Below are 24,726 nucleotides of genomic sequence, written 5' to 3'. Positions count from 1 at the left end.
ATCCTTACTCCGCGCGTCCGTCCGCGCCGAACAGTCTCAGGCGGTGATCGACGGCCGCTTCGGCGAGCCTGCGCGCCTCGGCAAGGGGGGCGCGGGTGTCGACGACGGGATCGGCGACGCCGTAGGCCTTGATGAAGGCCTCGCGGAAGCCGCCCTTGACCGCCGCGTCGATATTGACCTTGGCGATGCCCGCCTTGATCACCGCCGCCACCGTCTCGGCCGGCACGCTGGTACCGCCATGCAGGACGAGCGGCATCTCCAGCGCCGCCGACAGGGCCTCGACCAGCGGCACGTCGATCGCGGCACCGCTGCCGAGCACGCCCGGCGTGTTGCCGATCGAAACGGCGAGGTAGTCGACGCCGGTGTCGCGGACGAAGGCGACCGCTTCCTCGACCGTCGTCTTGCGCTCGACGACCGCGTCGCCTTCCTCGGCCAGCGTCTCGCCGATCTGCGCCTCGACGCCGACGCCGTGGCGACGGGCCAGCTTGACCACCTTGCTGACCAGCGCGACATTCTCGTCGTAGGAGGCGCTCGACGCATCGATCATGACGGAATCGAAGCCGGCCTCGATGCACATGGCGACGGTGTCGTAGTCGGCGCCGTGGTCGAGATGCAGGATCAGCGGCACGGCGACGCGCCGGCGCGCCACCTCGGCCATGGCGACGAAATAGTCGAGGCCGACATGCCGGATGCCACCCATCGTCGTGCTCAGCATCAGCGGCGCCTTCGCCCTTTCGGCGGCGGACGCGATCGCCTGCACGGCCTCCAGGTGATGGGCGTTGAACATGCCGATCGCCCAGCCTTCGCGATAGGCCCTGCCGATCCAGTGGGTGGCGCTTTCTCTGATCATGATGTCTCCAGCGAGAGGATGAGGGCGCCGCAAAGGTTCGGCTCGGCCGCCTTGGAGCGGACGAAGCGCGGCTTGCGGGCCGCGGGATAGGAAAAGGACGAAACGAGATCGGCGAGCGCGACGAGGTCGAACCAGGGCTGGTTCAGCGCGCCGCCGGAGAGGATGATGCATTCCGGCTCGATGAGCGTGACGGCGTTGCCGACGGCGAGCGCCAGCATTTCGAGCGGCCGGGCATCGGCGGGCTTTCCCGCCTGCGCCCGTCCGGAGGCGACGGTGCAGAGGCAGCCGCGATGGCCGCAGTAGCAGGCCTCGCCGTCGGGTTCGACCACCAGATGGCCGAAGGCGTTGGCGCCGCGCCGCGACCCGCGCCAGACGCGGCCGTTCAGGATGAAGGCGTGGCCGATGCCGGTGCCGATACCGAGATAGAGCGCCGATCCGGCCCCCTTCGCCGCGCCGGCCGTCGCCTCGAACGTGGCGCCGCAGACGACGTCGGTCTCGACGGTGACCGGGCAGGCGAAGGCGTCCTTGAGCAGGCGCCCGAGCGGCACGTCCTTCCAGCCGAGGTTCTCGGCGGCAAGCAGCAGCCCGCCCTCGCCGACCACGGCGGCGGCGGAGACGCCGATCGAGCGGGGCATGCCAGTTCCCCATGCGTCGGCGAGGCCGGACAGCAGCGTGACGAAATCGCCGGGCGTCATGCCGGCGGGGCGGCGCGAGCGGTGCTCGTGGCGAAAGTCGCAGCCGTTCTCTGCGGTGGCGACGCGCACATGGGTTCCGCCGAGATCGACCGCGTATCTCATTTGACCCCCGAGGCGACGGCGCCTTCGACGAAATAGCGCTGCAGGCAGAGGAAGAAGATCGCCGTCGGCAGCGCGCCGAAGACGGACACGGCCATCACCTCGCCATACTGGGTGTTGAAGCCGGCCTGGAAGGCGGCCATGCCGAGCGGCAGCGTGCGCAGGCTGTCGTCGGAGGCGACGATCAGCGGCCAGAGATAGCTGTTCCAGGTGAGGTTGAAGGTGAGGATCGCGACGACGCCGGCGGTCGGCAGCACCATCGGCAGGATCACCGAGAGAAGGATGCGCAGCTCGCCGGCGCCGTCGATGCGCGCCGCCTCGATATAGGCATCCGGGATCGAGACCATCGCCTGGCGGAAGATGAAGATGCCGACCACGTTGAAGGCCGTCGGCAGGATCAGCCCGGCATAGGTGTTGGTCCAGCCGAAGGCATGCACCTCGAGGAAGAGCGGGATGACGATCGCCTCCAGCGGGATCATGACGGAAACGAGCACGACGATCCAGAAGAGCGGCGCCAGCCGGTGCGGGAATTTCGCGAAGCCGTAGCCGGCGAGCGCGCTCAGCACCAGCGTCAGGAGGACGGAGATGCCCGAGGCGAGCACGGAATTGAACAGATAGAGGAAGAAGGGCCGCTGGCCGAAGGCGGAGAGGTAGTTTTTGAAGCCTGCGGTGCCGAGGGAAAAGAGCGAGGTGGAGAAGATCTCGCGGCTCTGCTTCAGCGAGGCCGACAGCATCCAGGCGACCGGGTAGAGCGTCAGCGCGACGGCGACGGCGAGGATGGCGAGCGCGGCGATCCGGTGGGCGGCGTTAGACATTGCGCTCCCTCAGGAACCAGATCTGCACCAGGCTGATCAGCAGGATGCCGCCGAACAGCACGACGGAATAGGCGCTCGCCCGTCCCATGTCGAGATAGCTGAAGGAGGTCTTGTAGATCAACAGCGTCAGGATCTGCGTCGAATTGGCCGGCCCGCCATCGGTGACGATCTGCTGGAAGGCGAAGGTCTTCAGCCCGTTGACGGTGGCAAGCACCACGGCGAGCGCGATCGTCGGCTGCATCGCCGGCAGCGTGATGTGCCGGAGCACCTGGAGGCCCTGCGCCCCGTCGATCGCCGCCGCCTCGTAATGGTCGCGCGGGATGGCGAGGAAGCCGGCGAGGAAGATGATCATGTAGTAGCTCGCCGCATGCCACCAACTCATGATGACGAGCGCCAGCGGCGCGTAGCCGCTGCTGTTCAGCCAGGGGATCCGCGAGCCGCCGAGAAAGGCGACCGCGTCGTTCAGCGGGCCGTTGACGTTGAAGATCAGCTTCCACACCAGCGCCACCGTGACGATCGGCAGCACCGAGGGGACGAAGAGGAGCGTGCGCCAGAGTGCGCGCGAGGTCCGCACCTGGGTCAGCGCCCAGGCGAGCAGGAAGGACAGGCCGAGCACCGGCACCACGGTGTAGACCACATAGGCGACGGTGATCCAGAGCGAGGAGACGAAGGCCCGGTCCTGGGGAAGGGCCGCGAAATGCTTGAACCCGACGAAGACGGGATCGGAGAGCAGGTCGTAGTCGTGCAGGCTGATATAGAAGGAAAAGAGGATCGGATAGAGCTGGAACAGCAGGATATAGGCGAGCGCGGGGAGCGCGAAGATCGCCCCCCACAAAGCCCGATGATGCCGGCCGAAGCCGCCCCGTCCGATCCCCATGCCCCGTCCGCCTATTTCTGGCGCACGCTGTCGATGTCGGCCGCCGCCTGGTCGAGCGCCTCCTTGACCGGAACGCCTTGGGCGAACTGCTCGATCGCCGCCTTGATGGCGTTGCCTTCCTGCGTCCAGGTCTTGGAGCGCCAGACGAAGGAGCCGTGCTTCTGGCCCTCGGCGAAGATCTGGGCGCCCTTGGTGTTCTTCGCCGTTTCCGACTCGTTCCAGCCCTTGCGGCCGGTGACGTAGCCGGTCGCGGCCAGATAGCCGGCGCTGTCGGAGGTGAGGAAGCTGACGAATTCGAAGGCTTCCTTCTTGTGCTTCGAGCCGGCGGTCACCGCGAGCGCATAGGAGTTCAACAGCGTCTTCGGATTGGCGGGATCGAGCTGCGGCAGCGGCGCCACCACATATTGCGCCTTGACCTCCTCGGAATAGAGCGGCGGCGCCCAGATGCCGGCGATCGCCATCGACTGGCGCCCCTCGCTGAAATCCTGCAGCGCGTTGACCGGGTTGACCGTCGCAAGGGTCGGGCCGCCGATCTTCTTGTCGATCAGCACTTGCCACGTCTCCGTGAAGGCCTTGACGCAGGCGTCCGAATTGATCGTCGCCTTGCCGGCGGCATCGACGACGTCGCAGCCATATTGCTGCAGGATCGGCCAGTATTGCTGGGCATACCAGTAGGGATCGAGGTTCCAGACCCAGTTGAAGCCGAGGCGCGAACCGTCCTCCTTGGTCAGCTTCGTCGAGACGTCGATCAGGTCGTTCCAGGTCTTCGGCCAGGTCGCCTGGTCCTCGGCATCGAGGCCGATCTCCTTGAAATGCGCCTTGTTGATGAAGAGCGCCAGCGTGTTGAACTCCTCCGGCACGCCGTAGACCTTGCCGTCGATGGTCAGACCCGACAGCGCCTGCGGCTGGTAGAGCGCCTCGAGCTCGGCCGCCGAGGCGACGCCGAAGGCGGCGTTGTCGACTTCGGCGAGGATGCCGCGGCCGGCATATTGCGGGAAGAGGTAGTCGAGCACGTTGACGATGTCGGGGGCGTTGCCGGCGGCGATCGCGGCGAGCAGCTTGACCTCGTAGTCGCCATGCGGATCGTCATGCAGCTTGATGGTGATGTCGGGATGCCGGGCGGTGAACTCGGCCGCCTTCTTCTCGATGAAGTCGCGCGCCGGCGGATAGGTGTGGTGCCAGAACGTCAGCTCGACGGCCGAGGCGACGCCGCCGGTCGCCAGCATGGTGGCGGCCGAAAGGGCCGCGATCCACGCGCTTTTCTTCGCGAAATTCATGTGCTTCCTCCGTTTGAAACCGGACGCGCTCCCGAGCGCCCTTTGAACAGGGTCGTATCGGTACATGACAATTTATGTTTCGCAAAACATTTTTTTATGCAATTCATGACGCAAATTGCTTCATTTTCAGGAGGTTTTCATGGCCGAAACCGGCGATTCCCTGCTGCATCGCGTCTCGCGCATGAGTTTTTCGGCGGCGGAGAAGCGGGTGATCGAGCTGTTGCTGTCGATCGCCGAATATGACGTCGCCGGCCTTCCCTCCTCGGCGATCGCGGAGAAGACCGGCACGAGCCGCTCCACCGTCGACCGGCTGTGCCGGCGGCTCGGCTATGGGGGGCTGAAGGAGCTGCGCCGGGCGCTTTTGCAGGAAAGCCGCAGCATGCAGGGCCCGGTCTCGGCCGGCAGCGTGTCCGGGACGATCGCCCATTCCGACAGTTTTTCCGAGATCGCCTACAAGGTGTTCCACAGCGCCTCGGTGCGGGCGCTGCGCTTCGCCGATCTCCTGTCCCATTCGAGCGAGCTCGACCGGCTGGTCATGGCCATCCGCGAGGCCAAGTCCATCCAGGTCTTCGGCGTCGGCGCGTCCGCCGTGGTGGCGCTCGACATGCACCAGCGGCTGATGCGGCTCGGCATCCGCATCAGCTTTTCCGACGACCACCACAACCAGATCGCCGGGGCCTCTCTGATGGAGCCGGGCGACCTCGCCATCGCCATCTCCTATTCCGGCCGCACGCGCCAGACCGTGCATGCGGCGACGATCGCCAGGGCGCGCGGCGCCACGATCGCCGCCATTCTCGGCGTGCCCGGTTCCGCGCTCGAGGAGATCGTCGACATCCCGATCATCACGCCGCCCGGCATCAACCTGTTCGGCGCGGACGCGGTGATGACGCGGGCGCTGGAGATCATGTTCAACGAGGTGCTGTTCCACTGCCTCGCCTTCGGCGATGCGCGCATGATGCAGAATGTGTCACGGATCGAGGAGGATCTGCGCGGCGAGCGGGCCTGACGGCTGCAATTTTTTCTCGACGGGCGGGCGAGGGGCGGCCGGTCGCCCGATCACTTTGCTGCCGGACCGGCCCGTCGCGGCTTGTCTTGCGGCCGCGGCCCATGGCATGGAGAGGGCCTCATCCCCTGGGAGACGGCCCATGATCACTGCGCACGGCACGGGACGACGCCTTCGACGAGGGCTTTCGGCGGTCCTTCTTCTTCTCGCCGCCACGGCGCCCGCCGCGGCGACGCCGGTGCTCGTCGTCGATGCCGACAGCCACCGGGTGCTCTACGAGGAGGAGGCCGGCCTGCCCTGGTATCCGGCCTCGACGGCCAAGCTGATGTCGGCCTTCGTCGCCTTCGAGGCGCTGCGGGCCGGCAGCGTGACGCTGTCGACGCCGGTCACCATGACGCGCAACGCGGTGCGGCAGGCCTTCACCGACTCCGGCCTAGCGGTCGGGCGGGCGATGACGATGGAGGACGCGCTCTACGCCATGATCGTCGCCTCGGCCAACGACGTCGCCGTGGCGCTCGCCGAAACGGTCGCCGGCGACGAGGCCTCCTTCGTCCGGCGAATGAACGCGGCCGCCGAACGCCTCGGCCTCACCGGCACGCATTTCGCCAATCCGAACGGCCTCTTTAACCGGGAGACGCGGACGACGGCGCGCGATCTGGCGCTGCTCGGCCTGGCGATCGACCGGATGTTCGCGGAGCACCGCCGTTTCTTCCGGGCGACGGCGGTCACGATCGACGGCAAGGAGATCCGCTCGAACAACCTGCTCCTGACGCGCTTTGCCGGCACGAGCGGAATGAAGACCGGTTTCCTCTGCGCCTCCGGCCGCAACCTCGTCGCGCTCGCCGAGCGCAACGGCCGGCGCGTGATGGTCGTCATCCTCGGCGCGACGACGGAGCGGGAACGCAACGAGCGCTCGGCGCTTTACCTGACCGAGGCGTTCGAGGGCCGCCTGCCGCCCGCCGCCGGCCTGGTGGAAGGCCTTGCGAACCGCGCCGATCGCCCGCCCGAGGACATGCGCCTGCGGCTCTGCACCGACCAGAGCGCGGCCTACGAGGCGCGCCGCGACGCGCTCTACCCGATGGGCCTGCCGGGCCAGCCGACCTACCTGCGCGACGCGCTCGCGCCCGAGGTCCACGCGATCGGCACCTGGCGCGACGACAGCGCGGCGGACGTGCCGGTCCCGACGCCACGGCCGTCTTGAGGCACGGCCGGGCCGCGCCATCCGGTTGTTTCGACCGCTTCGCCCCGGATGGGTCCGCCTGCCCGGACGGTGGCGGCTATTTTCGCCGGTTGGCGCCCGCCGGCATGAAACGTTCCATGCGGAGCGGGCATCCTATTCCCCGAAACTCGGGAATCCCGGATCCCCACGGGCTCCAGGGTCACTTGATCGTCAGGCCGCGCTGGGAGGCCATGGTGAAGATGGCGGCGATGACGATGACGGCACCCTTGATCATGATCTGGGCGAAATCCTGTACGCCGAGCTGGTTGAGCCCGTTGACGAGAACGGTGATGATCAGCACGCCGAGGAAGGTGCGGTGAACGCCGCCGACGCCGCCCGACAGCGCCGTGCCGCCGATGACGATTGCCGCGAGCGAGTCGAGCAGCGACGTCGAGCCGAGCGACGGACCGCTCGAGGACAGCTGCGCGGTGATCAGCAGTCCTGACAGCGCCGCCGTGATGCCGGAGAGCACGAAGGCGAGGATCTTGTAGCGCCGGAGCGGCACGCCGGACAGCGCCACCACCCGTTCATTGCCGCCGATGGCGTAAAGATAGAGGCCGAAGCGGGTGAAACGGGCAAGTCCGTAGACGACGACAAAGGCAGTGATGCCGATGATGGCGCTGTTCTGGATGTTCGGAATCCACTGGCCGATCGCGAGCTCCAGCACGCCGGGCGCATCGAAATTGATCGAGCGGCCGCCATTGATGGTGAGGCCGAGGCCGCTGAAGAAGGAGAGCGTGCCAAGCGTGGCGATGAAGGAGGGAACCCGGCCGAAGGTGAAGATCGCGCCGTTCAGGAGGCCTGCGAGGGCGACGATGGCGATGGCGGCAAGAAGCACCAGCACGGTCGACTCGTGGCCGGCGACGATCAGTCGCGACAGGATGGCGCCGGTCAGGAGGATCACCGACCCGACGGACAGATCGATGCTGCCGGCGACGATGACCAGCGTCGCCCCGAGCGAGACGAGCAGCAGAATGCCGACCTGACCGCTGATGACGAGAAGATTGCGGCTGCCGAGAAAGGAGTCCGCCTGGGTCGCGAAGAAGACGACGAGGCCGACGAGAACGAGGACGGGGAGGACGTCGAGGAGCTTCATGCGCTGGAGAAACGCCAGCGGCGGCGCGGCGGCGACCGGGGCGACGGGCGGCAGGGCGGCGGATCGTTCGGGCATGGTGTCTTCCTGGCTTTTGACGCCCTATCTTGAAACACACAAGATCAGTGATGAATTGGAATGGCCAGCGATGCACATCTCGGCGAAATCGGACTATGCGGTGCGGGCGATGATCGAGCTCGCCGCATCCAGCGGGGAGCCGCAAAAATGCGAGGCGATCGCCCGCGCCCAGGCGATCCCGCTGAATTTCCTCGTCAACATCCTGTCCGACCTCAGGCGTGACGGGATCGTCAACAGCCAGAGGGGAGCGGACGGCGGTTACTGGCTGGCGCGCTCGCCCGCGACGATTTCGGTCGGCGAGATCATCCGCGCCGTGGAAGGGGAACTGGTGCTCATCCGGGGAACGACGCCGCAGGCGCTCGACTACAATGCGACCGCCTCGGCACTGCGCGATGTCTGGGTGGCCTACCGGGCAGGCATCGTCCGGGTTCTCGATGGCGTCAGCCTCGCGCAGATTGTGGCGGGCGCGCTGCCGGATGTCGTTCGCGACCTCGCCGCGCCCCCCTCCGCCTGGCGGCTGACCTGACGGCGGCGCAGCGCCGGCGCGTGTCGACGGGACGCGAAACGGCGGCTCGACGCCGTTCAGGTGACACGGGCCGACCGCGCGGGATGTCCAGCGGAGCGGATCGTGCAGGGTGTGCGTCGGGCATCGCGCCAGGAACAGTCGAGAGGGTGGCGGCTATCCTCTGCATTCCGTTCCCCCGGTCGCTTGACACGGTCGCCCTTCGGGCGGTCGCATCCGGACTGCCGCCGATGGTCTCTACCGTCCGTCACACCTGTCGACCGGACCATGGTTCCCTGCGCCGCCAACAGGCCAAGCTGCCGCAGTTTCGCAACGATCTCTTCGGTCTCGTGTCTCCAATCCAGCTGTTTCAAGTCCCTGCCCGATTCATGAACCATACGCCATGACCGATCCCCTTCCAGGGCGGCGGACCGTGCGGCTCCCCCGCCAGCATCGGGCGATCCGACACCCGCGCCCGGAGCACGCGGATCCGCAGCCGCCTTTGATTTTGAACAAGATGTCGCGTCGAACGTTGGATTTGGGCAAACCATGCCGTGCAATCCGCGACGATGAAAAATAATCTATAAAAATACTAGATTATTTTGTCCCGGCCCCTAGCTGATGATCAGCGGGCCGGTCGCGCTCCAGGGTGAAGAGACATGAACATCGGAAAGCAGGTCATCGAATATGCGGGCATTCCGGTCGGCATCGTCATTCCGGAGGCAGGCATGCTGCGCTTTCTCGCGGTCAAGCTCCATGTGATCGATCTGGATGGACGGATCTATGCCTCGACGGGCGACGTCGTGGCATCGATCCACCAGCTGATGGCGGGAGCCGGAGGCAAGGCGCCGTCCTCGCTGGCGGCATAGATATCAATCGAAAGGAAACACCCATGAGTGACCATGTCTACAAAAAGGTCGAACTTGTCGGCAGTTCGGAAACCTCGATCGAGGACGCCATAAAGGGCGCGATCGGCAAGGCTTCCCAAAGCCTGCGCAATCTCGACTGGTTCGAGGTCGGCGAGATCCGCGGTCATATCGTCGACGGAGCCGTTGCCCACTATCAGGTGACCCTGAAGGCAGGCCTGCGCATCGAGGACTGACGGGCCGTCGCCCGACCGGCGACAGGACCCATTGCGCGTCGAGGGCAACGCCTTGTGCTGATGATGAAGGCGAGACGGCCGACCGACGATGCCCTCGGACATGCTTGCCGCGACAGTCGAACCCGGATGTCGCGGCAGCGTTACGGGATCGCGACCGTCCACGATCCGCGACAGCCCGGCAGGAATGGACAGCCGCCTGGAACTCAGGGGTCTCCACGCCGGCCCTGCACCATGCGGTCGAGCACGATGGCGCAGACGAGGATGGCGAGGCCGGCGAGCAGTCCCTGTCCCTGCGCCGCATATTGCAGGGCATGCAGCACGTCCTCCCCCAGCCCCTTGGCGCCGATCAGCGCCGCGATCACCACCATCGACAGGCACATCAGGATCGTCTGGCTGATGCCGGCCATGATCGAGGGTGCTGCGCTCGGCAGGTCGACCTTGAACAGAAGGAACGTGCGCGTGGCGCCGAAGGCGACCGCGGCCTCGCGCACCGATGGCGGCACGGAGGCGATGCCGAGCGCCGTCAGCCGCACCACCGGCGGCACGCCGAAGATCACCGTGGCGATGATGCCCGACGTCTTGCCGATGCCGAACAGCGCGATCACCGGGATGAGATAGACGAAGGCCGGCATGGTCTGCATGAAATCGAGGAGCGGCCGCACCACCGCCATCGCCCGGCGCCTGTAGCCGCAGAGAATGCCGAGCGGAATGCCGATGAGGATCGAGATCAGCGCCGCCGTGCCGAGCAGGGCGACCGTCTGCATGCTCTTTTCCCAATAGCCGAGAATGGCGAGATAGCTGATCCCGACCGCCGTCAGCAGGAAGACCCGGAAACCCGCGAGCTGCCAGGCAAGCGCCAGGATGATCGCCATCACCACCGGCCAGGGCGTCCGGGTCAGCGCCGCCTCCATCAGATCGAGCAGGCCGCCGATGCCCGAGGTCAGCGCGGAGGCCGCCGGCGCGACGCCGCGGCTGATCGCGCCGATGGTGCCGTCGAGCCAGGCGGCGGCGGCGGAATTCCACTCGGGATTGGCGGGAACGGCGGCAAACAGCGTCCGGTCGGCGAAGCTCAGAACAATGGTCGGCACAAGCGCCACGACCAGCAGGAGCGCACCCAGTGCATGCGGCAGGCTGACATCCGCCGTCCCCACCGTAGCCTCCAGCCGCCAGGCGCGAAAACGCCGCTCCGCCAGATGGTTGGCGATCAGACCCGTCAGGACGTGGGCGGCAAGCAGCAGGGCGAGACCGAGCGAGGCGACCCGCCATGCGCCGGATTGCGCCGCGTCCGCGGCCTCCCGCGCCTCGCGTGCCGCCTGTTCGAGCGCGGTCGCGGACCGGGACAGCGACCGTGTCATCGCGGACTCCGGCTCCCGCGCGGCTGCGGCGCTCGCCTCGGCCGATCGGGTGGCGGCCAGCCCCTCCAGCCGGTCGGCCCGCGCGCCGAGATCGGCGCCCGCCCCGCCGCTCAGCGCAAAGGAAAGGAGCACGACGGCCAGGAGATCGGCGATGAGAAAGGCCCAGAAGGCGGACCAGAGCCTCCGTCCGGCAAGCCAGACCGGCCCGAACACGCCGGCGGCGATGTTGAAGGAGGCGACATAGCCGCGTTGCTTCCCGATCGCCTCGAAGGCGCTCAGATAATAGGGCGCGCTGCGCCCGGCAAAACGCGAAATCGCGTCCTCGCGCGTCGATGCGTCGGTCATGCGATCGCCTTTTCTCGGGCTGGGGCGGTTGGCGCCAGATGGCGTGCGGCGCCGGCGACGAAACGGCGGACATAATCGTCCGCGGGGTGATCGACGAGATCGCGCGGCGTGCCGATCTGGACGATGCGGCCGAAGCGCATCAGCACGACGCGATCGGCCATGCGGAAGGCCTCCTCGACATCATGGGTGACGAAGACCGTGGTCTTCTTCAGGTCCTGCGACAGGGCGATGAACTGCGTCTGCAGGTCGTGCCGGATCAGCGGGTCGAGCGCGCTGAACGGCTCGTCCATCAGCAGGATGTCCGGGTCGGCCGCAAGCGCGCGGGCGAGGCCGACACGCTGCTGCATGCCGCCCGAAAGCGCCGAGACGCGCCGGTCGCCAAGCCCGGAAAGGCCGACGCGGGCGAGCAGTTCCTCGGCGCGATCCTCGCGCGCGGTGCGCGCCACGCCGCAGATTTCCAGCGGCAGCGCGACATTGTCGCGGATCGACAGATGGCCGATCAGCGCATGGGACTGGAACACCATGCCGATCCGCCGGGCCCGAAGGCGGCGCAGGGCTTTCGCGTCGAGCGTCAGGATATCCTCGCCATCGATCAGCACGCGGCCCGCATTCGGCTCCAGGAGCCGGTTGATCAGCCGCACGAGCGTCGACTTGCCGCTGCCCGACAGGCCCATCAGGCAGACGAGTTCGCCCCGCCCGATGGTGAGCGAGGCGCCGGCGACGCCGATCACGCCGGAGAGCCGCTTGAGGGCGTCCGCATCCGGCGTCTCGCTGCGGGCGAGCCGCAGAACCGCGGCCTCGTCGGCGCCAAAGACCTTCCAGACGTCCTCAAGCGTGATCATCGGCTTCAGTTCCCGGTCCAGCCGGCAATGGTCTCCGGGTTGGCGGCGATCCATTCCTTCGCCGCCGCCTCCGGCGTCTTGCCCTCGACGGCGATGGCGAAGGCGAGCTTGCTCACCGCATCCGTGGTGAACGTCACCTTTTCGAGGATCGCGGCCACCTCCGGCGCGGACTTCGCCAGCGTGTTCGAATAGGCGATGTGGATCGCGGCATCCTTGTAGGCCGTCGCAATCTTCGATTTTTCCAGCCAGTTCGGATCGGACGGCTCGACGAAGGTCCATTTCGCCGGATCGTTGGCGGGCTCCTTCAGCACTTCAAGGTCGTAGCGGGCAAAATTCTGGTGCGGACCGTAGCAATAGCCGACCCATCCGGTGCCGGCCTTCACCGCCGCATCGAGATCCGCCGTCGCCACGGCCTCGTCGGTCGTCTGCAGCTCGAAGAAATCGGCAAAGCCGTAGTCGCGGGCGCGCACGGTCTCGATATTGGTGGACAGCCAGCCGGCGGCGCCGAGCCAGATGCGGCCCTTGCCCTTGCCATCGGCCGAGAAGACCGCCGCCTTCGCCGGATCGGAGAGATCGTAGACCGAGTGAATGTCGTATTTGTCGGCGATCGCCTTCGTCGTGCAATAGCCCTGCGTGCCCGGATAGGAATGGGCGGCGAGCGTCACGGTGCCGCCGGCCTTGGCATACTGGTCGACCAGCGCCTGCTGGTTCGGCAGCCAGACATCCGTCCAGATGTCGACTTCGCCGGCGTTGCGGTTCAGCGCTTCCCAGATGACCGGCACGGAGCCGGCCTTGACGGCCTCCACGTCCTTGCCGAGCTGCTCTTCGAGCAGCACCTTGACGACATAGGCGGTCCCTTGCGCCGTCGCGTAGCCGGGATCGGCGATGGTGATCGGCGCGGCGCCGGCGAAGGCCGGGAAGAGCGTGCCGAGAAGCGCCGAGGTGGCGAGAAGCGTCTTGATCAGGGATTGCATGAGAGATCCGTTCGTTGAAGGAGCGATGGGGATCAGGCGCGTTCGCGCCGGTGATGGGGAAAGGCGGCGTCGACGGGCGGCAGGGCGAGCCGCTCGCGCACCGTGCCGGAGGCATCGGGTGCCGCGATGAGCCCGCGTTGCCGCAGCAGCGGCACGACATGGCGGATGAAATCGGTCTGTCCATCCGGGAAGGTCGGCGGCAGCAGCATGAAGCCATCGGCGGCACCGCCGGCCACCCAGTCCTCGATGGCGCCGGCGACATCCTCGGCCGTGCCGATCAGCTGGAAATGGCCGCGCGCCCCGGCGATACGGCGGGCAAGGCCGAGAACGGTCAGGTTTTCGCGCCGGGCGATATCGACGAGCAGCGACTGGCGGCTGCGGATGGAATTGGAGACGGGGAGATCCGGCAAGGGACCATCCGGGTCGACGGCCGAGAGTTCGACATCGCCGAGATAGGTTTCGAGCAGCGACAGGGCCACATCGGTCTGGATCAGGTGCTGAAGCTCGGCGTAGCGATCCTCGGCGTCGGCCCTCGTTGCACCGATCACCGGAAAAATGCCGGGGAGAACACGCAGATCGTCTGCGTTGCGGCCGGCGGCCACCACGCGCCTCTTCACATCCTGGTAGAAGCCGCGCGCGGCGACGAGATCGGGCTGGGCGGTGAAGACGACATCGGCAGTGCGCGCGGCCAGCGCCTTGCCGGCCTCCGACGATCCCGCCTGCACGAGCAGCGGCCGCCCCTGGCGCGAGGGGATGACATTGAGCGGCCCGCGGGTGCGAAAATGCGGGCCCGCATGGCCGGCCTCGTTCACCGTGCCCGGCTCGAAGAAGACGCCGCTTTCCTTGTCGCGGACAAAGCCGTCCGGCTTCCAGCTTCGCCACAGCGCCGTCACCGCATCGACGAACTCGTCCGCCCGCCGGTAGCGGTCGCCATTGTCGAAGCTCGGCACGGGATTGAAATTCTCGCTTTCCTGCTCGAGCGAGGAGGTGACGATGTTCCAGCCGATGCGGCCGTCGCTGATCAGATCGAGGGAGGCGAGCTGCCGGGCGAGATTGAACGGCTCGTTGAAGGTGGTGGACGCGGTGGCGACGACGCCGATGCGGGTGGTGGAGACAGCAACGGCGGAGGCCAGCGTCAGCGCCTCGAAACCATGCGACCACTCGTCGACCCGCCGGAGCGCCTCTTCCCGCGCCTTCGGCACGCCGAGCCGGTCGGAGATGAAGGCGATCTCGAAACCGGCATCCTCGGCTTCACGCGCCGCACGGATATAGTGGCCGGCATCGATATTCGCCGTCACCGAGGTCGCGGGATGCCGCCAGGCCGCCACATGATGGCCGCTGGGATAGAGGATGGTGCCGAGGGCGATGGTCTGGCGAGATATGAAAGCAGGAGCGCCTTTGAAGGAATGTACCCGATCATAAGGGCGAGGACCCGTCCTCACAGAAATGCTAATCTTTTTTATGGATTAACTCTGAAATATCTTTTTTGAGGGATATTTCCGTTCGACCGCCGATCAGGCCGTGTTTCGGTGTGGACTATCGACCCGTCCGGCGGGACGGCCGGCGAAGGGGATCATCCGGAAGCTGCATGTGTCGCACAACACGAGACCCGTTTGCGACGGGCGATCCCTCCCAATCCACATCGTCGACGACGGTCGGGCCGCGGGTCTGCCTCGCGCCGTCGCGCGACCAGCCAGGCGAACGCGACCCCTCGGGCGGGATCGCCAGAGCGGGGACGTCCGCCTGCGCGGCGCGCTGTGCCAGGCTGCAGCCGTCATCACGCATCGTGGCCGCCCGGTATGGCCGGGACACGGGCCGCGCAGGTCGCTCGCCGCCGCGCCGACCATGGGGCGAAGCATGCAGCCGAAGGATCCCAGACGAAGGCGGCGGCGCCAGCGCGCGGCGCTCAGGGTCACGCGACAGCCGAGGAGAGGCGAGCCTGCGGACCGAAGGCGACGGGAACCGCTGAATTCCCCCGTCGAGCAACCGCAATGGCCGGCGCCGTGCAAGCAGACGTCGAATGATCATGCGGATCGCCGGCAATCTCCCTGACATCCTGCCGGTGGATGTTCCGGCCGGGACGAGATCTTGCTTCAGGAATATCACGACAGTGTGATGACGGGGAATGCCGTTGCCAGAACGATCTCATGTTGAGTGAATCTATAGAATATCATTTCTTTCTGTGGCTTTGAAATTCCATGAAGCTTCAACCGTATCAACACAGGATCCGGAGGAATTTCATGGCAAGGATTTGGGCCGCAACGACATTTCTGGCACTGGCGACGTCTGCCCTGTCGTTTTCAGGCGCCGCGCAGGCATCCGAGGCGCTGGTGGATGCGGCATGGTTGCAGGAGAATCTGGCAAATCCGAAGGTGCGGATTTTCGAGGTGAGTGTCGACACGGGCGTCTATGAGCGGGGCCACATTCCGGGCGCGGCGCATCTCGACTGGCATACCGATCTCGTCGATCCGACCCGGCGCGACATCGCCAGCCGCGAGGCATTCGAAAAGGTGCTGCGCGATGCCGGGGTCGAGAAAGACACGACGATCGTGCTTTACGGCGACAACAACAACTGGTTTGCGGCCTGGGGCGCCTGGGTGTTCGAAGTCTATGGGCTCGGCGGCCAGGTCAAGCTGCTTGACGGCGGGCGGAAGCTCTGGGAAGCCGAGGGTCTTCCGCTCGACACCGCGCTGCCGGACCACGCGGATTCCAGCCTGACGCTGGCGGAGCGCGACACTTCCGTTCGCGCGCGCTTTGTCGATGTGGTTGCCGTCGCCGAAGGCAAGCACGACGTCAAGCTGGTCGATATCCGCTCGGCGGACGAGTATGCCGGCAAGATCTTCGCGCCCGACGGCGTCAAGGAGCTGTCGGTGCGCGCCGGCCATATTCCCGGGGCGGTCAATGTTCCCTGGGGCAAGATCGTCAACGAGGACGGCACGTTCAAGAGTGAGGCGGACATCAGGGCCATCTATGCCGCGCAGGGCATCGACGGGTCGACGCCGGTCATCACCTATTGCCGCATCGGCGAGCGCTCGAGCCATACATGGTTCGCCCTCAAGAAGATCCTCGGCTATGACGTGCGCAACTATGACGGGTCGTGGACCGAGTACGGAAATGCGGTCGGCGTGCCCGTGACGAACCTCGCCGGCACGATCTGGACCGGGAAATAGGCCGTCCCGGCCTTGACCGTCCGCCCCGTGCCGGGCGTCTGCCGGGGCAGGTGCCACCAGGCGCCTGCCCCTTGCCGTTCCGCGATCGAGCCGCCATGCCCCTTCTCCTTCCACGCGTCCTGTCCCTCGCCGTCATCGGCGCCATCCTGATCTGGAGCCTGTGGCTTTCACAGGATGCCGCCGGTCGAACCCTCTCCTTCTCCCTCCTTGCCGGCGCGGCATTCGGGATCGTGCTGCAGCGGGGCCGCTTCTGCTTTCTCTGCAATCTGCGCGATTTCGTCGAGCGCCGGGAGGCCTCGGGGCTGATCGCGATCCTGGTCGCGCTGGGCGCCGGCGTCATCCTCTATCAATCCGTCTTCGGCGCCTGGGTGCCGGTGCCACAGGCCGATCGCCTGCCGCCGGGGGCCCATATCGGTCCCGTCGGCTGGGTGCTCGCCTTGGCCGCCACGGCTTTCGGCGTCGGAATGGCCCTTTCGGGTTCGTGCCTCTCGGCGCATCTCTACCGTCTGGGTGAAGGCGCCTTCGGATCGCTGGCGGCACTCCTCGGGTCCGCCGTCGGCTTCCTCCTGGGCTTCCTCAGCTGGAACCGGCTTTATACAGTCACGGTCTATAATGACCGCCCCTTATGGCTTCCCTCCATCTTCGGTCATGCGGGCGCGACCGGTCTGGCGCTCGTCGTGATCTCGCTCCTGGCCTGGCTTGTCCTGCGCAAGGCGAAAAGCACCGGGGCGGCATCTGCGACGGCTCCCGCATTCGAGCAGATGTTCATCCGGCGCTGGCCGCCGGTCGTCACGGGGCTTGTCGTTGCCGTGATCGGCGCCGTTTCCTATCTGCGCGTCGCGCCACTGGGCGTGACGGCGGAACTGGGCAGCCTGACGCGAACGGCCGGCCTTGCCGCAGGTCTCGTGCCGGAAACGCTGGTCGGGCTGGAGACGGTGCGCGGCTGCATCAGCGCGCTCAAGACATCGGTCTTGTCTGCGAACGGGGTCTTCGTCATCGGCCTCGTCTCCGCGAGCTTCGCGGCCGCGCTTGCGGGCGGCCAGTTCAAACCGTCCTGGCCGGATCCGCGCGGCCTCTGCGCGCGCTTTGCCGGGGGCGTTCTGATGGGATGGGGCGCGATGACCGGGCTCGGCTGCACCGTCGGCGTCCTGCTGTCGGGCATTCAGGCCGGAGCCCTGTCGGGATGGCTCTTCCTCGCTTTCATGCTTCCCGCCGCCGTCGTCACCCTGCGCGCAATCGACCGTTTTGAACGTGCCTTCCGTGCATGAACGGAGACGGCGTCGCTTCGACCCGAAGCGCATTCCGGACGAAAATGACCGTCTTGCGGCTCTCTTTCGGGGATTTCGCTCAGACTGCGGCGAGGGCGCTCAGGATATCCTCGGGTTCGGTCCGTCGCGTGAAATCCGCGTCGGCATCGATGAAACGCACGACGCCGTCCCGGTCGACGATCAAGGTGGCAGGCAGCGGCAGTTCATGGCTCTCGTCGCCGTTCCAGACGGGGAGGTCGATTCCGATCTGGCGATAGAGCGGACGCAGACCCTCCGGCAGCGCGAACACGATGCCGAGCGAGCGTGCAAATTCATTGTTGGCGTCGACCGCCACAGGAAATCCGAGCGCGTTCTTGCCGGCCGTTGCGAGAGCATTATCAGGCGTTTCCGGCGATATCGCGACGAGCGCCGCTCCCCGTTGCTTCAGATCGTCGGCAATCGCTGACAGGCCGCGCAGTTCGATCGAGCAGTACGGGCACCACCCCCCGCGGTAGAAGGAGATGACCAGGGGACCGTCCGCAGCAAGTCCGGCCAGATCGATGCGTCCGCCATCTGCACCTGTCAGCACCGGCAATGAAATCCGCTCTCCGACCTTCGGAGCCCGGTCTTCTATCCCACTTTGCTTGAGGTCTGCGATCGACTGACCGATCGCGTCAAAGATCGGTGCGGGAAGCGCATTGCGCAGGGTCTCGACGGTCTGCTGCAAAACTGCTGAGAGTGCCATTCGTCACGTCCTCCGTTGATAAGGCACTGAATACCGGCATCCCGCGGAAGGAGACGAGAGAAAATCGTCTTATTCTATGAAGAATATTGAAATTACGTCCTCCGAGGGCGAAGGCCGCGGCGACTGACGGAGCCGTCCGGTATCCTGCCGGTCCTTCGCCTCCTGCGTCCGCCGCAGAACGGGCCGCGATGTGTTTTTTATCCGGCGCTGACCTATATCGGAATTTCATGCCCCGACGGGCGGGGCGATCCGTGATCAAAAAATGACCGGGCCGCACGCGCCGTCGCGAACGTGCATCCGTCAGGCAAAACACACGATGATAGGAAACGGAATATGTCTGGAAAGACGAAGTTGATCGCCGGCGCCTTCCTGCTGCTCCTTGCAGGGACGCAGGCCGAGGCCCAGGTTGTCGTATCCTCCAAGATCGACACGGAGGGCGGCGTCCTCGGCAATATCATTCTTGCCGTGCTGAATGCCAACAACATCGAGACGACCGACCGCGTCCAGCTTGGCGGCACCCCGGTCGTGCGCCAGGCGATCACGGCCGGCGAGATCGACATCTATCCCGAATATACCGGCAATGCCGCCTTCTTCTTCGAAAAGGCCGACGACCCGCTCTGGAAGGATGCTGCCAAGGCCTATGCGGAGGCGAAGAAGCTCGACTATGAGGCCAACAAGATCGTCTGGCTGACGCCGTCGCCCGCCAACAACACCTGGGCCATCGCCCTTCGCAAGGATGTGACGGAGGCGAACAAGCTCGCCACCCTGTCCGACTTCGGCGCGTATGTCGCCAATGGCGGCCAGGTGATCCTGGCGGCCTCGTCGGAATTCGTCAATTCCGCCGCCGCGCTTCCCGCCTTCCAGACAACCTATGCCTTCACGCTGAAGCCCGAACAGCTGATCACGCTGTCCGGCGGCGACACGGCCGCAACGATTGCTGCGGCCGCCAACCAGACCAACGGCGCGAACGCCGCGATGGTCTACGGGACCGATGGCGGCATCGCGCCCTCCGGGCTCGTCGTGCTTGCCGATGATAAGGGCGTGCAGCCGGTCTACCAGCCCGCTCCGATCATTCGCGAGGCCGTGCTGGCCGAGCATCCGGAAATCGAAACCCTGCTGAAGCCGGTCTTCGAGAAGCTCGATCTGGTGACCCTGCAGGAGCTCAACGGTCGCGTCCAGGTCGGCGGCGAGCCTGCAAAGGCCGTGGCCGAGGATTTCCTGAAGAAGAACGGCTTTCTGAAGTAGGAAAGGTCGGCGCCGCCTTCGCGCAAGGCCCGCCGTGGCGCGTACCCGCCGCAGCTCTCCGCAACGCGGGATCGGCTCGCGACGAGCCGCTTCCGGCAGGACGACGCATCTCCCCCGTCGGGGAGATGCTCCCGGACCATGCGGCACAGGGCCTGCCTTGCCTCCCCACGCACATTCATGTCGGAAGTCCGTTTCATGACCGCTCGTTTCGACAAACTTGGCCTGATCGTCGCGCTATGGATCGCCTGCAGCATCGCACTGTCCCCGTTTGCGACATTCAGGGCGAACAGGATCGTCCAGGGGGAACCGCGGTCCATCCTGGAAGCGCTTCCGCAACCCTTGGGATACGCCCTCGTCGTGCTTCTGGTGGCCGTCGCCGCGATGGCGCTTTTCCGGACGCCGATACCGATCCGGCTTGCGGCAAGCCTCGCCGCGCTCCTCGCGCTCTCGGTCTTCATCGGTCTGGCGGCAACGCATCTCACGCCGCCGGACAACAGCTACGCGCGCGTCTCGCCGGCGTCCGGCTTCTGGCAGCTGTCCTTTGCCTTCGCGCTGCTGACGGCGGATTCCGTCACGCGGCTTCGCCCCTCGCCACCCCTGCGCGTCGCGGTTCTCCTCGCGGTTGCCGTCGCCATCGGCGGCATCCTCGTCTCCGGCAGCTGGAACGGCCTGTCTGTCCTGAAGGAATATGCCAGCCGGGCGGAGACGTTCTGGAACGAGGCGGCCACCCATCTGACGCTGGCGCTCGGTTCGCTGCTTGCGGCCGTCCTCGTCGGGCTGCCGCTTGGCGTGCTCTGCCACAGGGTCGAATCCCTGCGCCCCGGTGTCCTGAACGTGCTCAACATCATCCAGACCATTCCGTCGATCGCCCTGTTCGGCCTGTTGATCGCGCCGCTCGGCTGGATCGCGCTCACCATACCGGGTGCATCGGCGATCGGCATTCGCGGCATCGGCGCGGCACCGGCCTTCCTCGCCCTGTTCCTCTATTCGCTGCTGCCGGTCGTCTCCAATACGGTCCTGGGGCTGCGCAACGTTCCGCGCGATGCCAACGAGGCCGCACGCGGCATCGGCATGACGGACACTCAGCGGCTGTTCACCATCGAGTTTCCGCTGGCCCTGCCGGTCATCCTGACCGGCATCCGCATCGTTCTGGTGCAGAATATCGGCCTTGCGACCATCGCGGCGCTGATCGGGGGCGGCGGCTTCGGTGTCTTCGTTTTCCAGGGGATCGGCCAGACGGCGATGGACCTCGTGCTGCTTGGCGCCGTGCCGACCGTCGCCCTGGCCTTTGCCGCGGCGGTCGTCTTTGACGCCATCATCGAAATGACGACGCCAGCCCGGGGCAGGACCGCATGATCGAGATCGAACACGTTACGAAGCGCTACGAGACCACCACCGTCGTCGACGACGTGTCGATGACGATCGAGCCTGGCACGATTACCGTCGTGGTCGGAACGTCAGGCTCCGGCAAGACGACGCTCCTGCGGATGATCAACCGGCTGGTGGAGCCGACATCGGGCATCATCCGGCTCGATGGCGCGGACACTCGCGCAATCCCCGCCTTTCGGCTGCGCCGGCGGATCGGCTATGCCATCCAGGGCCACGGCCTGTTTCCCCATCGCACGGTCGCGCAGAACATTGCCACGGTGCCGGTGCTGCTGGGCTGGGACAGGGCCCGCATCGATGCGCGCGTCCGCGAACTGCTGACACTGTTCCAGCTCGATCCCGAAGCCTTCGGCCCGCGCTTTCCGCATGAATTGTCGGGCGGCCAGCAGCAGCGCGTCGGTGTGGCGCGTGCGCTCGCGGCCGCGCCGAACGTGCTCCTGATGGACGAGCCGTTCGGCGCGCTCGACCCGGTCATCCGGGCGAAGGCGCAGGACGATCTTCTGGCGATCCAGAAACAGTTCGGCACCACGATCGTGCTCGTCACCCATGACATGGAAGAAGCCTTCCATCTCGCCGACAGGATCGCGGTGATGGACAAGGGCCGGCTCGTCCAGTACGCGACGCCGGCCGAAATGCTGGTGCGGCCTGCGACCCCGTTCGTCGAAACGCTGATCGGTACCAGCGAACGGCCGTTCCGCATGCTGTCCATCGAAACCGTCGGTGCCGCCGTCGAGGCGGGCGGCGCCGAGGGCCCCGCCCTGTCCTCCACGCTCAGCCAGCGCGATGCCCTGGCCGCGCTGCTCTGGTCGGGACGCAACGCTCTTCCGGTCGAAGGTCCGGGCGGCGAGCCGCTCGGCCATGTCAGCCTCGAGGGCCTTGCCAGGCGCGCAGCGAGGCCGCGATGACGCCCCGTCTGCCCACTCTCCTGCGACTTGCGGTCTTTTTCGCGCTCGTCGCGTTCCTTCTCAAGCCGGACTGGTTCGCGCCGCTCCTGAAGCCGCTGACGCAGAACAATGCGCCGGTCATCTACAATCAGGGCAGCCTGCTTTCCCTCACCCTGTCTCACCTGCGCACCGTGCTGATCGCGACGGTGGCGGCGACCGCACTGGCGGTGTCGCTCGCCGTCCTCGTCACCCGGCCGTTCGGCGCGGAGTTTCTGGCCCTGTCGCGAAGTCTCGTCAATATCGGCCAGACGTTTCCGCCGGTCGCCGTGCTGGCGCTTGCCGTGCCGGCGGTGGGGTTCGGCGAGAAGCCAACCCTTATCGCGCTGTTTCTCTACGGTCTTCTCCCGATCTTCGAGAATACCGTGACGGGGCTCACGACGCTGCCCAAGCCGGTGATGGAAGCGGCGCGCGGCGTTGGCATGACCGGGTGGCAGAGGCTGCTGACGATCGAGCTCCCGCTGGCGCTGCCGATCATCATCGGCGGCATCCGGCTCTCCGTCGTCATCAGCCTCGCAACCGCGACCATCGGCTCGACGGTGGCGGCAAAGACCTTGGGCGAAGTCATCATTGCCGGGCTGCTGTCGAACAACCTTTCCTTCGTGTTCCAGGGAGGACTGATCGTCGCGGTGCTGGCGGTGCTGATCTACGACGGGCTTTCCGCAGTCGAGCGAATGGCCGCACGGCGCAGCGGCCTGACGGCGTCATGACGGCGCGGCCGAGCCCGAGGTCGCGGCCGCGTTTTTCGAGAGGCCGGTCGAGCCGGCCGACCTCGATCCCGGGCGCCGCGCTCACCAGCCGCTGCGTGTAGGCGTCGAGGGGCGGGGAGAACACGGCATCCCTGTCGCCCTGGCGCACGACCTGTAAGCGATGCAGGATCGTCACCTGTGACGCCGCCGCGCGCACGATGGTGAGGTCGTGGGTGATGAAGAGACAGGCGATGCCGCTGTCGCGCCGCATGATCAGCGAACCCGATCGGCCTCTATCTTCGGTGCCATCTGCCCTAAGCAGGGCAAGGCCGCCGCTCTCGTCATGCCGTGGTGCGACACCCATGCCATGAACCAGCACCTGATCGAGATATCCCGCAACGTCACTGAAAGTACCCACGCGGTCCTCGTCATGGATCAGGCGGGATGGCACATGTCCAACAATCTCTTCGTTCCGGAAAACATCACCATCCTGCCACTGCCGTCCAAGTCGCCCGAGTTGAACCCTGTCGACAATATCTGGCAATGTCAAAAATAAAATTATCCAGATTTACTCTCTATTTTTCAGACATGATCTCCATGCACGCTTCAGCTATGTCCCCGTATAGGCCCAGGTCGTGATACAGTCTTGTATGGGCATCGCCTCTTTTATCTTCCTTGAGGAAATTCCGCACTCGAGAAGATACCCGGTCACAAATGTCGGAATTTCTTTTTCCATCGTCTTCTCAAGAAATAGAAGAGATAAATTGGATCTGCTGCAGTGGCATAGCCGGCACAGCGGAGTCTAGGCGGCGCCGGTGCAGGAATGGTGAATGGCAGGGTCGTGCGCCGTGCCAAGCACCGGTGCGTCCCGCCCAAGGCGGCCATGGCCCGGCCTGACATGTCGCTTTCCGATCCGGGCAAGGACCTCAGCATCAGGCGTGTTCCCCTCTGGAGATAGGCCGGTCCCAGGGGCGGAGGCAGGGATCACGGGAAAGGCGCGCTCGGCCTGACGCAGGATTTCACCTGATCCCGCCGACACCCTGCATGCCTGTCAACAAATATCGACAGGCCCCTTCAAAAACCCGATCGAAAGTGTCAATGTCAATTGACACTTTCTCCATCGAGGTCAGGCCTATGCTGAAGCCCTTTCCCTTTTCGGCCATTGTCGGGCAGGAAGACATGAAGAAGGCGCTTCTGATGGCGGCGGTGGAGCCGCTGCTCGGCGGAGTGCTGATCTTCGGTGACAGGGGCACCGGCAAATCGACCGCCGTCAGGGCGCTCGCGGCGCTGCTGCCGGCGATCGCGACACGGAAAGGGTGCCGCTACAACTGCCTGCCGGATCAGCCGCAGGCGGCCTGCCCCGCATGCACGGCGCCCGAGGCGCAGCGCATCCGCGCGGTGGTCCAGGTGCCGGCGCCGATGGTTGATCTGCCGCTGGGGGCGACCGAGGACCGGGTCTGCGGGGCGCTGGATATCGAGACGGCGCTGATCTCGGGCGAAAAGCGATTCGAGCCGGGCTTGCTGGCCGCCGCCAATCGCGGCTTTCTCTATGTCGACGAGGTCAATCTTCTCGAGGACCATCTGGTCGATCTGCTGCTCGATGCCGCCGCGTCCGGGATCAACGTCGTCGAGCGCGAGGGCATGAGCATCCGCCATGCGGCGCGCTTCGTGCTCGTCGGCAGCGGCAATCCGGAGGAGGGGGATCTTCGCCCGCAGCTGCTCGACCGGTTCGGGCTCGCCGTCGATATCCGCACCCTCGACAATCTCCAGCAGCGCATCGAGGTGATCCGACGCCGTGACGCCTACGAGACCGATCCGGACGCCTTTGCGGCACACTGGAGCAGGAAGGAGGCGGCGGTGCGCAAGACGGTCGTCGCCGCAAGGACGCGCCTGCGCGCCGTCACCCTCTCCGACGCGATCCTGTCGCGGCTCTCGCAGCTGTGCATGCGTCTCGGCATAGACGGGATGCGCGGCGAGCTGACATTGATGCGCGCCGCCCGGGCCGCCGCGGCGCTGGACGGGCGGGAGGCCGTCGGCTGGCCCGATATCGAGCAGATCGCCCCGATGGTGCTCTGCCATCGCCTGCGGCGCGACCCGCTCGACGATGCCGGAAGCGCGCCGCGCATCGAACGGGCGCTCGCAGCCCTCGAGACGGTCCCTGTCCATGGATGAGCGCC

At 66.2% G+C, this 24,726-nt stretch carries 23 protein-coding genes and 1 pseudogene; 13 read left to right on the top strand and 11 right to left on the bottom strand.

What is annotated here, in order from left to right:
• Positions 1 to 4 precede the first annotated feature (4 nt).
• From ACEVQ6_RS15080 to ACEVQ6_RS15060, 5 genes are read right to left on the bottom strand one after another with little or no spacing between them, the layout of a single operon-like run.
• Positions 5 to 850, bottom strand: coding sequence for a class II fructose-bisphosphate aldolase (locus ACEVQ6_RS15080; protein WP_374889847.1), 846 nt, complete (start codon positions 848 to 850; stop codon positions 5 to 7).
• The gene (locus ACEVQ6_RS15075) at positions 847 to 1,647 is read right to left on the bottom strand and encodes an ROK family protein (RefSeq protein ID WP_374889846.1); all 801 of its coding nucleotides are present in this window, start codon (positions 1,645 to 1,647) and stop codon (positions 847 to 849) included. The genes ACEVQ6_RS15080 and ACEVQ6_RS15075 overlap by 4 nt, the downstream gene beginning before the upstream one ends.
• Positions 1,644 to 2,459 (bottom strand): carbohydrate ABC transporter permease, encoded by an 816-nt coding sequence (locus ACEVQ6_RS15070; protein ID WP_374889845.1) that lies wholly within the window; start codon positions 2,457 to 2,459, stop codon positions 1,644 to 1,646. Before ACEVQ6_RS15070 ends, ACEVQ6_RS15075 begins: the two co-directional genes overlap by 4 nt.
• Entirely contained in the window at positions 2,452 to 3,336 is an 885-nt protein-coding gene (locus ACEVQ6_RS15065) for a carbohydrate ABC transporter permease (protein ID WP_374889844.1), read from the bottom strand. Before ACEVQ6_RS15065 ends, ACEVQ6_RS15070 begins: the two co-directional genes overlap by 8 nt.
• Before the next feature lie 11 nt (positions 3,337 to 3,347).
• On the bottom strand, positions 3,348 to 4,613 hold the full coding sequence (locus tag ACEVQ6_RS15060; protein ID WP_374889843.1) for an ABC transporter substrate-binding protein: 1,266 nt from the start codon (positions 4,611 to 4,613) through the stop codon (positions 3,348 to 3,350).
• 139 nt (positions 4,614 to 4,752) lie between these two features.
• On the opposite strand from ACEVQ6_RS15060, the gene ACEVQ6_RS15055 reads away from it, so the two are divergent.
• Entirely contained in the window at positions 4,753 to 5,619 is an 867-nt protein-coding gene (locus ACEVQ6_RS15055) for a MurR/RpiR family transcriptional regulator (protein ID WP_374889842.1), read from the top strand.
• 139 nt (positions 5,620 to 5,758) lie between these two features.
• Positions 5,759 to 6,817 carry a D-alanyl-D-alanine carboxypeptidase family protein gene (locus ACEVQ6_RS15050; protein ID WP_374889841.1) on the top strand — a complete coding sequence of 353 codons (1,059 nt, stop codon included), beginning with the start codon at positions 5,759 to 5,761 and terminating at the stop codon, positions 6,815 to 6,817.
• 178 nt (positions 6,818 to 6,995) lie between these two features.
• On the opposite strand, the gene ACEVQ6_RS15045 is transcribed toward ACEVQ6_RS15050, so the two are convergent.
• A complete protein-coding gene (locus ACEVQ6_RS15045) occupies positions 6,996 to 8,006 on the bottom strand; it encodes an ABC transporter permease (protein WP_374889840.1) in 1,011 nt (336 codons plus the stop codon).
• Positions 8,007 to 8,076: 70 nt separating this feature from the next.
• Here ACEVQ6_RS15045 and ACEVQ6_RS15040 point away from each other — a divergent pair, with 70 nt between their 5' ends.
• The 3 genes from ACEVQ6_RS15040 (at position 8,077) to ACEVQ6_RS15030 (ending at position 9,610) form a co-directional block, all read left to right on the top strand.
• On the top strand, positions 8,077 to 8,532 hold the full coding sequence (locus ACEVQ6_RS15040; RefSeq protein ID WP_374889839.1) for an RrF2 family transcriptional regulator: 456 nt from the start codon (positions 8,077 to 8,079) through the stop codon (positions 8,530 to 8,532).
• 641 nt (positions 8,533 to 9,173) lie between these two features.
• The gene (locus ACEVQ6_RS15035) at positions 9,174 to 9,377 is read left to right on the top strand and encodes a hypothetical protein (protein ID WP_374889974.1); all 204 of its coding nucleotides are present in this window, start codon (positions 9,174 to 9,176) and stop codon (positions 9,375 to 9,377) included.
• A gap of 23 nt (positions 9,378 to 9,400) precedes the next feature.
• Positions 9,401 to 9,610 carry a dodecin gene (locus ACEVQ6_RS15030; RefSeq protein ID WP_374889838.1) on the top strand — a complete coding sequence of 70 codons (210 nt, stop codon included), beginning with the start codon at positions 9,401 to 9,403 and terminating at the stop codon, positions 9,608 to 9,610.
• Positions 9,611 to 9,813: 203 nt separating this feature from the next.
• On the opposite strand, the gene ACEVQ6_RS15025 is transcribed toward ACEVQ6_RS15030, so the two are convergent.
• Genes ACEVQ6_RS15025 through ACEVQ6_RS15010 form a run of 4 tightly spaced genes read right to left on the bottom strand, consistent with a single transcriptional unit; the run spans position 9,814 to position 14,478 of the window.
• Entirely contained in the window at positions 9,814 to 11,310 is a 1,497-nt protein-coding gene (locus tag ACEVQ6_RS15025; protein WP_374889837.1) for an ABC transporter permease, read from the bottom strand.
• Positions 11,307 to 12,152 (bottom strand): ATP-binding cassette domain-containing protein, encoded by an 846-nt coding sequence (locus ACEVQ6_RS15020; RefSeq protein WP_374889836.1) that lies wholly within the window; start codon positions 12,150 to 12,152, stop codon positions 11,307 to 11,309. The genes ACEVQ6_RS15025 and ACEVQ6_RS15020 overlap by 4 nt, the downstream gene beginning before the upstream one ends.
• 5 nt (positions 12,153 to 12,157) lie before the next feature.
• Positions 12,158 to 13,126 (bottom strand): ABC transporter substrate-binding protein, encoded by a 969-nt coding sequence (locus tag ACEVQ6_RS15015; RefSeq protein ID WP_374889835.1) that lies wholly within the window; start codon positions 13,124 to 13,126, stop codon positions 12,158 to 12,160.
• Between the two features lie 32 nt (positions 13,127 to 13,158).
• Positions 13,159 to 14,478 (bottom strand): LLM class flavin-dependent oxidoreductase, encoded by a 1,320-nt coding sequence (locus ACEVQ6_RS15010; RefSeq protein ID WP_374889973.1) that lies wholly within the window; start codon positions 14,476 to 14,478, stop codon positions 13,159 to 13,161.
• An 888-nt stretch (positions 14,479 to 15,366) separates the two neighbouring features.
• Between ACEVQ6_RS15010 and ACEVQ6_RS15005 the strand changes: the two genes are divergently transcribed.
• Both ACEVQ6_RS15005 and ACEVQ6_RS15000 read left to right on the top strand, forming a co-directional pair.
• On the top strand, positions 15,367 to 16,296 hold the full coding sequence (locus ACEVQ6_RS15005; protein WP_374889834.1) for a sulfurtransferase: 930 nt from the start codon (positions 15,367 to 15,369) through the stop codon (positions 16,294 to 16,296).
• 95 nt (positions 16,297 to 16,391) lie between these two features.
• Entirely contained in the window at positions 16,392 to 17,564 is a 1,173-nt protein-coding gene (locus ACEVQ6_RS15000; RefSeq protein ID WP_374889833.1) for a YeeE/YedE family protein, read from the top strand.
• Positions 17,565 to 17,643: 79 nt separating this feature from the next.
• On the opposite strand, the gene ACEVQ6_RS14995 is transcribed toward ACEVQ6_RS15000, so the two are convergent.
• Positions 17,644 to 18,288, bottom strand: coding sequence for a peroxiredoxin-like family protein (locus tag ACEVQ6_RS14995; protein WP_374889832.1), 645 nt, complete (start codon positions 18,286 to 18,288; stop codon positions 17,644 to 17,646).
• A 333-nt stretch (positions 18,289 to 18,621) separates the two neighbouring features.
• Here ACEVQ6_RS14995 and osmF point away from each other — a divergent pair, with 333 nt between their 5' ends.
• From osmF to bchI, 6 genes and pseudogenes are all read left to right on the top strand, one after another.
• A complete protein-coding gene (gene osmF, locus ACEVQ6_RS14990; protein ID WP_374889831.1) occupies positions 18,622 to 19,533 on the top strand; it encodes a glycine betaine ABC transporter substrate-binding protein OsmF in 912 nt (303 codons plus the stop codon).
• Between the two features lie 195 nt (positions 19,534 to 19,728).
• The gene (locus tag ACEVQ6_RS14985) at positions 19,729 to 20,889 is read left to right on the top strand and encodes an ABC transporter permease (RefSeq protein WP_374889830.1); all 1,161 of its coding nucleotides are present in this window, start codon (positions 19,729 to 19,731) and stop codon (positions 20,887 to 20,889) included.
• Positions 20,886 to 21,824, top strand: coding sequence for an ABC transporter ATP-binding protein (locus tag ACEVQ6_RS14980; RefSeq protein ID WP_374889829.1), 939 nt, complete (start codon positions 20,886 to 20,888; stop codon positions 21,822 to 21,824). The genes ACEVQ6_RS14985 and ACEVQ6_RS14980 overlap by 4 nt, the downstream gene beginning before the upstream one ends.
• Positions 21,821 to 22,570 carry an ABC transporter permease gene (locus ACEVQ6_RS14975; protein WP_374889828.1) on the top strand — a complete coding sequence of 250 codons (750 nt, stop codon included), beginning with the start codon at positions 21,821 to 21,823 and terminating at the stop codon, positions 22,568 to 22,570. Before ACEVQ6_RS14980 ends, ACEVQ6_RS14975 begins: the two co-directional genes overlap by 4 nt.
• Before the next feature lie 226 nt (positions 22,571 to 22,796).
• Positions 22,797 to 23,093, top strand: a pseudogene (locus ACEVQ6_RS14970) (transposase); the annotation flags it as partial.
• A gap of 590 nt (positions 23,094 to 23,683) precedes the next feature.
• Positions 23,684 to 24,721: a magnesium chelatase ATPase subunit I gene (gene bchI / locus ACEVQ6_RS14965; protein ID WP_374889827.1), complete on the top strand. Its 1,038-nt coding sequence runs from the start codon at positions 23,684 to 23,686 to the stop codon at positions 24,719 to 24,721.
• The last annotated feature ends 5 nt before the right edge of the window (positions 24,722 to 24,726 follow it).

The sequence above is a fragment of the Ensifer soli genome, from assembly GCF_041928815.1.
Lineage (GTDB): Bacteria > Pseudomonadota > Alphaproteobacteria > Rhizobiales > Rhizobiaceae > JBHFEI01.
This window is presented reverse-complemented; position numbering and strand designations above follow the sequence as displayed.

Excerpts from the sequence above, each read along its gene's own strand:
- ACEVQ6_RS15075 (WP_374889846.1), bottom strand. The coding sequence starts at position 1,647 with ATGAGATACGCGGTCGATCTCGGCGGAACCCATGTGCGCGTCGCCACC.
- ACEVQ6_RS15050 (WP_374889841.1), top strand. The coding sequence starts at position 5,759 with ATGATCACTGCGCACGGCACGGGACGACGCCTTCGACGAGGGCTTTCG.
- ACEVQ6_RS15080 (WP_374889847.1), bottom strand. The coding sequence starts at position 850 with ATGATCAGAGAAAGCGCCACCCACTGGATCGGCAGGGCCTATCGCGAA.
- ACEVQ6_RS15000 (WP_374889833.1), top strand. The coding sequence starts at position 16,392 with ATGCCCCTTCTCCTTCCACGCGTCCTGTCCCTCGCCGTCATCGGCGCC.
- ACEVQ6_RS15030 (WP_374889838.1), top strand. The coding sequence starts at position 9,401 with ATGAGTGACCATGTCTACAAAAAGGTCGAACTTGTCGGCAGTTCGGAA.
- ACEVQ6_RS15070 (WP_374889845.1), bottom strand. The coding sequence starts at position 2,459 with ATGTCTAACGCCGCCCACCGGATCGCCGCGCTCGCCATCCTCGCCGTC.
- ACEVQ6_RS14975 (WP_374889828.1), top strand. The coding sequence starts at position 21,821 with ATGACGCCCCGTCTGCCCACTCTCCTGCGACTTGCGGTCTTTTTCGCG.
- ACEVQ6_RS14980 (WP_374889829.1), top strand. The coding sequence starts at position 20,886 with ATGATCGAGATCGAACACGTTACGAAGCGCTACGAGACCACCACCGTC.
- ACEVQ6_RS15065 (WP_374889844.1), bottom strand. The coding sequence starts at position 3,336 with ATGGGGATCGGACGGGGCGGCTTCGGCCGGCATCATCGGGCTTTGTGG.
- ACEVQ6_RS15040 (WP_374889839.1), top strand. The coding sequence starts at position 8,077 with ATGCACATCTCGGCGAAATCGGACTATGCGGTGCGGGCGATGATCGAG.
- osmF (WP_374889831.1), top strand. The coding sequence starts at position 18,622 with ATGTCTGGAAAGACGAAGTTGATCGCCGGCGCCTTCCTGCTGCTCCTT.
- ACEVQ6_RS15025 (WP_374889837.1), bottom strand. The coding sequence starts at position 11,310 with ATGACCGACGCATCGACGCGCGAGGACGCGATTTCGCGTTTTGCCGGG.
- ACEVQ6_RS15020 (WP_374889836.1), bottom strand. The coding sequence starts at position 12,152 with ATGATCACGCTTGAGGACGTCTGGAAGGTCTTTGGCGCCGACGAGGCC.
- ACEVQ6_RS15015 (WP_374889835.1), bottom strand. The coding sequence starts at position 13,126 with ATGCAATCCCTGATCAAGACGCTTCTCGCCACCTCGGCGCTTCTCGGC.
- ACEVQ6_RS15060 (WP_374889843.1), bottom strand. The coding sequence starts at position 4,613 with ATGAATTTCGCGAAGAAAAGCGCGTGGATCGCGGCCCTTTCGGCCGCC.
- ACEVQ6_RS15055 (WP_374889842.1), top strand. The coding sequence starts at position 4,753 with ATGGCCGAAACCGGCGATTCCCTGCTGCATCGCGTCTCGCGCATGAGT.
- bchI (WP_374889827.1), top strand. The coding sequence starts at position 23,684 with ATGCTGAAGCCCTTTCCCTTTTCGGCCATTGTCGGGCAGGAAGACATG.
- ACEVQ6_RS15005 (WP_374889834.1), top strand. The coding sequence starts at position 15,367 with ATGGCAAGGATTTGGGCCGCAACGACATTTCTGGCACTGGCGACGTCT.
- ACEVQ6_RS14985 (WP_374889830.1), top strand. The coding sequence starts at position 19,729 with ATGACCGCTCGTTTCGACAAACTTGGCCTGATCGTCGCGCTATGGATC.
- ACEVQ6_RS15045 (WP_374889840.1), bottom strand. The coding sequence starts at position 8,006 with ATGCCCGAACGATCCGCCGCCCTGCCGCCCGTCGCCCCGGTCGCCGCC.
- ACEVQ6_RS14995 (WP_374889832.1), bottom strand. The coding sequence starts at position 18,288 with ATGGCACTCTCAGCAGTTTTGCAGCAGACCGTCGAGACCCTGCGCAAT.